This window comes from Daejeonella sp. (genome assembly GCF_049655485.1).
Classification (GTDB): Bacteria; Bacteroidota; Bacteroidia; order Sphingobacteriales; family Sphingobacteriaceae; genus Daejeonella.
The window spans coordinates 24,035-32,672 of the sequence record NZ_JBASJU010000369.1; the positions used below are offsets into that span (position 1 = coordinate 24,035).

7 protein-coding genes and 1 pseudogene are annotated in these 8,638 nt (G+C 42.5%); 4 read left to right on the forward strand and 4 right to left on the reverse strand.

From position 1 onward, the window contains the following. Positions 1 to 108 precede the first annotated feature (108 nt). A complete protein-coding gene (carA, locus tag WBJ10_RS15280) occupies positions 109 to 1,209 on the reverse strand; it encodes a glutamine-hydrolyzing carbamoyl-phosphate synthase small subunit (protein ID WP_424291824.1) in 1,101 nt (366 codons plus the stop codon). Between the two features lie 304 nt (positions 1,210 to 1,513). On the opposite strand from carA, the gene panB reads away from it, so the two are divergent. Beyond that, positions 1,514 to 2,329 carry a 3-methyl-2-oxobutanoate hydroxymethyltransferase gene (panB, locus tag WBJ10_RS15285; RefSeq protein WP_424291826.1) on the forward strand — a complete coding sequence of 272 codons (816 nt, stop codon included), beginning with the start codon at positions 1,514 to 1,516 and terminating at the stop codon, positions 2,327 to 2,329. Between the two features lie 12 nt (positions 2,330 to 2,341). Continuing rightward, positions 2,342 to 3,082 carry an RluA family pseudouridine synthase gene (locus tag WBJ10_RS15290; RefSeq protein WP_424291828.1) on the forward strand — a complete coding sequence of 247 codons (741 nt, stop codon included), beginning with the start codon at positions 2,342 to 2,344 and terminating at the stop codon, positions 3,080 to 3,082. Positions 3,083 to 3,159: 77 nt separating this feature from the next. On the opposite strand, the gene WBJ10_RS15295 is transcribed toward WBJ10_RS15290, so the two are convergent. Continuing rightward, a complete protein-coding gene (locus tag WBJ10_RS15295) occupies positions 3,160 to 4,002 on the reverse strand; it encodes an oxidoreductase (protein ID WP_424291830.1) in 843 nt (280 codons plus the stop codon). A gap of 109 nt (positions 4,003 to 4,111) precedes the next feature. On the opposite strand from WBJ10_RS15295, the gene WBJ10_RS15300 reads away from it, so the two are divergent. Beyond that, entirely contained in the window at positions 4,112 to 5,659 is a 1,548-nt protein-coding gene (locus WBJ10_RS15300; RefSeq protein ID WP_424291832.1) for a serine hydrolase, read from the forward strand. Positions 5,660 to 5,869: 210 nt separating this feature from the next. Here WBJ10_RS15300 and WBJ10_RS15305 read toward each other — a convergent pair whose 3' ends face one another. After that, positions 5,870 to 7,105 carry an NADP-dependent isocitrate dehydrogenase gene (locus WBJ10_RS15305; RefSeq protein ID WP_424291834.1) on the reverse strand — a complete coding sequence of 412 codons (1,236 nt, stop codon included), beginning with the start codon at positions 7,103 to 7,105 and terminating at the stop codon, positions 5,870 to 5,872. Between the two features lie 155 nt (positions 7,106 to 7,260). Between WBJ10_RS15305 and WBJ10_RS15310 the strand changes: the two genes are divergently transcribed. Then, positions 7,261 to 7,686, forward strand: a complete 426-nt coding sequence (locus tag WBJ10_RS15310; RefSeq protein WP_424291836.1) for a hypothetical protein — start codon at positions 7,261 to 7,263, stop codon at positions 7,684 to 7,686. Between the two features lie 98 nt (positions 7,687 to 7,784). Here WBJ10_RS15310 and WBJ10_RS15315 read toward each other — a convergent pair. Further along, positions 7,785 to 8,638: pseudogene (locus WBJ10_RS15315) on the reverse strand (DNA polymerase III subunit gamma/tau); the annotation flags it as partial.

An 8,638-nucleotide genomic window follows, 5' to 3' on the forward strand; every position in this document is an offset into this window, starting at 1 on the left:
GTTCGTTTTTTAATGTTGTAAGATATTAGACTTAGTGTAGATATTACACCTATAATTGTGTTATTTCAAATTTACTGTTTTTCAATAGGAAGAGAAGAATTATCTGGCTCATTTCTTCAGCATGCTGACGAACTGATCGAAAAGATAACGTGAATCGTGCGGGCCCGGAGACGACTCGGGGTGATACTGTACCGAAAAAGCTTTTTTCCCTTTCACCCGAATTCCCTCAATCGATTGATCATTAAGATTTACATGCGTGATCTCAACTTTATCGGACTTACGGACATCCTCCTGGATTACTCCAAAACCATGGTTTTGAGAAGTAACCTCGCAGTGGTTAAGGATCACATTTTTTACCGGGTGATTCAAACCGCGATGGCCGTTAAACATCTTCATTGTGCCGATCCCATTTGCAAGAGCAAGAAGCTGGTGTCCCAGACAGATGCCGAACAAAGGTTTTTCGGAAGCGAGGATTTCCTTTACGGTATCAATGGCATAAGGCATCGCTGCAGGATCGCCCGGGCCATTCGAAATAAAATATCCATCAGGCTTAAAGGTCTCCATCTCAGCAAAGCTGGTTTTCGCCGGGAACACTTTTGCAAAAACGCCCCTGTTGTCAAAGCTTCTTAAAATATTCTTTTTAACGCCAAGGTCAAGTACTGCAACTTTGTATTCCGCATTCGGATCGCCATATTCATAAGCTTCTTTAGTCGAAACTTGAGAAGAAAGTTCAAGCCCGTCCATAGAAGGTACCCCAGCAAGTTTTGCTTTTAATTGTTCTATATCAAGTATCTCAGACGATATAATTGCGTTCATCGCACCTTTATCACGGATATGACGCACCAGTGAGCGGGTATCTACGTCGGATATTCCAACAATATTTTCATCCTGGAAATAATCCTGAATGGTGGTCTCCGCCATTTTGCGGCTGTATGCGATATTGAAATTTTTGCATACAAGGCCTGCGATCTTTATGTCCCCGGATTCTACTTCTTCATCATGGATTCCATAATTCCCAATATGTGCATTGGTAGTAACCATGATCTGTCTGAAATACGAAGGATCTGTAAAGATCTCCTGATAGCCGGTCATGCCCGTGTTAAAACATATCTCACCTGTAGTGGTACCAATTTTTCCGGCTGCCTTTCCATGGTAAACGGTTCCGTCTTCCAGGAGTAATACCGCAGGTAATTTGATGTAATTATTCATTGATTTTATTTGAAGAATTGTGAAAATCGGGGAAATAAAAGGCCAGTTCGAATGAATTCTGGCAGTAAGGAAGGAAGTTTATTACTTCTTTTATCACAAAGGACAAAAGTAGGGATTAATTTGAGAATGAGCAAATTTGAGAATGAGTAAATTAGGAAATGAGCGAATTTGAGAATTAGGAAATTTGAGAATGAGTAAATTAGGATAGACTCGATCATGGGTAGTGTGTCAGCATTTTGCTCATTTCCTAATTTTCTAATTTTCTAATTGATAACTTTGATCAGGATTTACTAAACCCCGCTCCATGTCAGTCAATAAAGAAGTCAAACGTATTACCACCAACACGATTCTTGGGATGAAGCATAAAGGCGAAAAGATCGCTATGCTTACCTCTTACGATTTCTCAATGGCTACAATTGTAGATGAAGGCGGCGTCGATGTTATCCTGGTTGGCGATTCAGCATCCAATGTTATGGCAGGACATGAAACTACATTGCCAATCACACTTGATCAAATGATTTACCATGCTGCATCTGTAGTAAGGGCGGTAAAAAGAGCGCTGGTAGTTGTCGATCTTCCTTTCGGATCATACCAGGGTAATTCAAAAGAAGCCTTGAATTCGGCCATCCGTATCATGAAGGAATCGGGTGCACATGCGGTTAAGTTAGAAGGCGGAGTTGAGGTGCGCGAATCTATCGATAGGATTATCACAGCCGGTATTCCGGTGATGGGACATTTAGGCCTTACCCCGCAATCAATCTACAAGTTTGGAACATATACAGTAAGAGCCCGGGAAGAGGCAGAAGCACAGAAGTTAAAAACGGATATTATAGCACTTCAGGAAGCGGGTTGTTTTTCGGTTGTGCTTGAAAAAATTCCTGCAAAGCTTGCTGAGGAAGTTACACGAAGTGTGAAAATACCGACGATAGGCATCGGGGCGGGGCCGCATTGCGACGGTCAGGTTTTAGTTGTGCATGATATGCTTGGTTTAAATAAGGGTTTTAAGCCAAGGTTCTTAAGGCAGTACCTTGACCTGTTTGACCAAATTAACGGTGCGGTAAGCAGTTACGTAAGCGACGTGAAATCCGGATCATTTCCTAATGAGTCGGAACAATATTAATCCGGATTTTATATGAATAATCCTGATTATAAGAAGTCCAAGTTTCCGGCCCAGGTTGCTGATGTCACTGATCAGGATATTCTATTTGAGGATAATCATCTGATCGCAGTGAATAAGCGGGCGGGGGATATTGTACAGGTGGATGACACCGGGGACGAATCACTCGATGAAAAAGTTAAACGCTATATTGCTAAGAAGTACAATAAGCCCAATGGTGCATTTCTAGGAGTCGTTCATCGCCTGGATCGTCCGGTTAGCGGCGTGATATTATTCGCTAAAACAAGTAAAGCCCTCGACCGGATAAATAAGATGTTCAAAAGCCGGGATATGCATAAGACTTATTGGGCAGTTGTCAGGAACAGACCCGCAGTTGAAGAAGGGAACCTGGTACACTGGCTGGTGAAAAATCCGCAAAAGAACGTCACAAAAGCCCACGAAAAGGAAGTCCCCGGAAGCCAGCGTGCTGAGCTCAATTATAAACTTATTGGAGAACTCGGGGGATATTACCTCATCGAAGTTGATCCAATAACTGGCCGGCCTCACCAGATCCGGGTGCAGCTTTCTACTCTAAATTGTCCTATTGTTGGTGATAATAAGTATGGTTATCCGAGAGGCAGCCTCAAAAAAAGTATCTGCCTGCATGCCCGCAGACTTGAATTCATGCACCCTGTTAAGCAGGAACCCGTAAGTATATTTGCTCCGTTACCTCAGGATGGGTTTTGGGAGAGGTTTGAGGGGTTATCTGAGGTCTGAGGAATAGCCGTTCATTTACAAAGGTTTCCTTTAGGCGTTTTGCGTCAGACTTCCGACTTCCGACTTCGGACCTCCAACTACTCTTCAAATCCAGTATTGGCACCCAATTCCTCCCACTGATCCAATTCTTTTTCCATTGAGCGGATTTTATTCCTTATTACTTCGACTGCAATTTTACCAAGTGCAAGGCGTAAGGGAGGCTCGTCAGAGTTTACTATAGTGATTATCGCTTTGGCGGCTTTTACAGGATCACCTGGTTGCTGGCCACTGTAACCGTTGATTAATCTAATCTTTTCACCCGCTATCGCATCATATTCCGGGATAATTCTTGCAGCCCTTGATGATGAAGAACCAGCCCAGTCAGTTCTGAACGGGCCAGGTTCTATTAATGTCACTTTGATATTCAGGTCTTTTGTTTCCATTGCAAGTGCTTCGGAAAGGCCCTCCAGCGCGAATTTACTGGCATTATACATGCCAAGTCCCGGATTTGAGCTTATTCCGGCGATTGAAGAAACCTGGAGGATATGTCCCGATTTCTGGCTTCGCATCACCGGTAGTATAGCCTGGGTCATTGCCAGCGCTCCAAAAAAGTTTGTCTCCATTTGCGCTCTTGCCTCAGTCATACTAACCTCCTCCACAGCGCCAAATAAGCCGTAGCCAGCATTGTTGACAAGTACATCTATTTTTCCGAACTGATCAATTATATGAGTTACTACTGGTCCAATATCATCGTACTTGTTTATATCCAGTTCAATTCCGAATGTTTTTCCGTGTACGAGGTCATTAAATTCATCTATCTGTTCGGGCTTTCTGAGTGTGCCGAATACGATATCGCCGCTTTGCGCTGCCTCCAGCGCAAGCGCACGGCCCAATCCACCGGAAACGCCGGTGATTAGCCAAATTCTGGGAGAGCTTATCATATAGCAATTTACCAATAATATAAGGAATGGGTAGAAATTTGTAAATTTCGGGGTCAGATATTTTGTCGATTAATTATAGCCTTTTTTAATATTATCAAGAAAACTCCCGATGAAACGTAACATTCGCTTCTTTTTAGCCTTTCTTCTTTCTACTTCGATTGCCGCAGGCGCTTCAGCCCAGCAGATCACATCTGCCGAAGTAGATGCCCTGGTGGAACGTACATTAAAAACGTTTGATGTACCTGGAATTGCGGTTGCCATTGTAAAAGATGGAAAGGTGATCCACTCAAAAGGGTATGGTGTCCGAACCTTAGGCTCTCCGGAGAAAATTGATGAAAATACCCTTTTTGGAATTGCTTCCAACAGCAAAGCATTCACTGCGGCAACCCTGGGCATCTTAATTGATGAAGGAAAACTGAAATGGGACGATCGGGTCATCGATTTCATTCCTGAATTCAGGATGTATAATTCCTATGTTACGGAGGAATTTACGATACGAGATTTATTAACTCATCGTAGCGGCTTAGGCCTGGGGGCGGGCGACCTGATGTTCTGGCCTGGCCAGAATGACTTTACGATGAAGGATATTATTCATAATCTCCGGTACCTGAAACCGGTGTCGGGGTTCAGAACGAAATATGACTATGATAACTTATTATATATGGTAGCGGGGGAAGTAGTGGCCAGAGCCTCCGGTAAACCGTGGGAGGTGTTTGTGGAGGAAAGGATAATGCAGCCGCTTGGTATGACGAACAGCGCCTCTTCATTTAACAGGCTAAAAAACAAATCAAACGTTATTGGAGCTCATGCCGTGGTGGATGGGAAGGTGAAAGTAATTGCCCGTGACCGATTCGAGTTTGGAAACTCGGCTGGCGGAATCAATTCCAGTATCAATGATATGAGTAAATGGGTGATCATGCAGTTGGACCATGGCAAATATGGCAATGGAAAGCAGTTGTTTTCTGAAGCGGTACATGAAGAAATGTGGGCTCCGCAAACTATTATTCCGGTTAGTTCTCCAGGACCCTACAACACGCAATTTAATTCTTATGGCCTCGGATGGAACCTTAGCGATGTAATGGGGTACAAGCAAGCTAGTCACACCGGTTTTGTCGCGGGTATGGTTACCCAGGTAACCTTGATTCCGGAACTTAACCTGGGAATCATCGTGTTAACAAACCAGCAGATAGGAGCCGCTTTCACATCTATAACCAATCAGATAAAGGACAGCTATCTAGGTATTAAAGGCAAGGACCGTGTAAAGGAAAATGCCGAACGTATGCAGTCGAATCTTGGAAGTGCCGACAAAGTTACCACTGAGGCCTGGAAGGTTTCAGCAGCCGCAACGCCGCCAGCTAATCTTGATCAGTTTACCGGTACATACCGGGATGTATGGTTTGGGGATGTTACGATAAGCAAAAAGAATAATAGGCTGTTCTTCGCTTCGAAACGCTCGCCCAGAATTTCCGGTGAAATGTTCTTTTATAAAGGCAATACTTTCCTCGCCAAATGGACCGACCGAAGCCTCGATGCCGATGCATTTATAATGTTTTCTCTTGATTACGAAGGCAATCCTTCCGGGATCAAGATGAATCCGATCTCGCCGTTAACGGATTTTAGTTATGATTTTCAGGATTTGGAGTTTGTGAGGAAGTAGTACGTTATACGTTTTACGTTATACGTGTCCATCTCTAAAACAGTTGGGACTAGGGCTTATAACGGATCAAGTTGGGGATGTTTTAAGCTTATAGTAGGTATAACGTATAAAGTACAACATAAAAAAGGCTGCCTCTTTCGAAACAGCCTTTTTATATTATCCAACCCGCCTTTTACAGCGTTTAGAAACGTATAAACTAAAACGTACAACTTACTTAAGTCTCGATTGCAAATTCTCGTCAATCGCCGCTAAAAACTCCTCAGTATACAAATAGTGTTCACCATGATTAACCTTGTTGCCATGGATACAAACAGCAAGATCTTTGGTCATTTTACCGCTTTCCACAGTTTCGATACAAACTTCTTCAAGAGCCTGGCAGAAATCAATAAGTGGTTGATTGTTATCTAATTTACCACGGAACTCAAGTCCACGGGTCCATGCGAAAATCGACGCAATTGGATTAGTTGAAGTTGGTTTTCCCGCCTGGTGATCACGGTAGTGACGGGTAACGGTACCATGAGCAGCTTCAGCTTCCATTGTACTGCCGTCAGGTGTGATAAGTACAGATGTCATTAATCCAAGTGATCCAAAACCTTGAGCAACTGTATCAGATTGAACGTCACCATCATAATTCTTACAAGCCCAGACGAAATTACCATTCCATTTTAATGCTGATGCCACCATGTCATCAATTAAACGATGCTCATAAGTGATTCCGGCCGTATCGAATTTTGATTTGAATTCACTTTGATAAACCTCTTCAAAGATATCCTTGAAACGTCCATCGTATTTTTTCAGGATTGTGTTTTTTGTTGAAAGATATAATGGCCATCCTTTAGATAAAGCCTGGTTAAAACAAGCACGGGCAAATCCGAAGATACTTTCGTCGGTATTATACATGGCCAAAGCAACACCGTCGCCTTTAAAGTTATAAACTTCGAAAGATTGAGTTTCACCTCCATCTTCAGGAGTGAAAGAAACTGTTAATTTCCCCTTTCCTTTAGTTAAGAAATCCGTTGCACGATACTGATCGCCAAATGCATGACGACCGATACAGATTGGCGCTGTCCAGTTTGGCACCAGGCGTGGAACATTTTTCATCACAATTGGTTCGCGAAAAACAGTTCCGTCAAGTATGTTACGGATCGTGCCATTCGGCGATTTCCACATTTGTTTAAGCCCAAACTCTTCAACGCGTTGTTCGTCAGGAGTAATGGTAGCGCATTTTATACCAACCCCATATTGTTTTATGGCATTTGCTGCATCTATAGTAACCTGATCGTTCGTTTCATCGCGGTATTCCATTCCGAGATCAAAATATTTAATATCCAGATCAAGATATGGAGTGATTAATTTATCTTTTATGAACTTCCAGATGATCCTGGTCATTTCATCACCGTCTAATTCGACTACCGGATTTGCAACTTTAATTTTTTGTACTGACATATACTTAATAATGAGGTTTTTGGAATTTCGACAAAGATAGGAATTTTGGGTACACCCGTAAAGTCCCTTTACGTATTTTTAATGATAAGAATGTGCTCATATTCAAAACTAATTTGATAGGCTAATGTTTTATTAGTACGATAAAAGCAATTAATATGGAACGCAAACAAAAGCCGGGAGAAGAGCTATTACCTGATAAGACGGACAGGGATCAGGCTCTAAAGGATCAGTTGAATATGGAAGTTAATATCGATGATCTGGCATTCGATGAAGAAAAGAATAGTTATGAACTGGATGTGGAGAGTGAGGATCCAGAGTACATTCATCCCGACCCGTACGATACGGCAGTAGATAATGGTGGTGATGCCGATTCAGATTTTGATGAAGCTAATCCCACCGCGGTGCATGAATACGATAAAGATCTTAGCCTGGAAACGGAACTTGACACATTAGCAATGCACATCGACAATGGCAAGATTGTGGAATTGCTTCCAATAGATGAAGAGTTGTCAAGAACTCCGGAGGATGACAGGGATGATTTGGATGAGGAGGGGTATCCGAAGAATGACCGGAAGGTCTGAGGTCTGAGGTCTGAGGTCTGAGGTCTGAGAATAGCCGTTTAAGTTACGTGTAATTCCTTTATGAGAATGCTCAGACTTCCGACTTCTGACCTCCGACTTCAGTAGTCTATATCCAGATTAAACCTCCTCCTAAATTCTTCCAGCTTAGGGTTTTTCTCAACCATATGGTTGTATTTTTCGGTTGATGTATAGAGGCGTTTCTTTCCTGTAGCTTCAATTTGTCGGGTGGTGAGTTCTATGCCGAAGTTCCGGAGTTCAGTCCTGAGGAAGTTAAGCAGGTCTACTTTCTCATTGATTAAAAGCTCTTCCTGAACTTTGTTTTCAATAATTAGTTCAATGACAAAATTCCCAAGAAGTGTAGGGGGGTTAGATGTCATAATCGTGAAAATATTGATCTTTCCGTCCTTCTTTATCTTTTCTGCATACTGGTTCCAGTATTTAAGCAGGGTGTCTGAATTAAAATCATCTCTGCTATCTCCACTTAGATATTCTGGTTTTTCTTCTTCTTTTTTAGAATAATTGGCTTCAATATCATTCAGATTAGGAATAAGCGAAGCTGTACCGCTTAGCGAAGGTTTGGGTATGCTGATCTTAATTTTCTTGCTTTCTTCCGGAGCAGAATTGAGGGCTTCTTGCGGTTCAGCGTTGATTTTTTCCTGCGAAACTGAATCTGCAGATGTATTTTTTATTACAGCCTCAGGCTCGGGTTTAATTGCTGAGGTGGTCAGGACTCCACTTTCTTCTGCGGTAACAGGGGCAATTACTGATGGATTAGGTTTTTTTTTTACTTCCCCAGGTTCAGGGTTTGTTATTTGAACACTTGAGAGATTGAGTATGGAGGGCAGATGACAGAGCTTTATTAGCGCCAACTCAACCTGCAGGCGCTGGTTCTTACTCGTTTTATAGTTTAAGTCGCATTGATTAGTGATGTTCAATGCAGAAAACAGAAAAG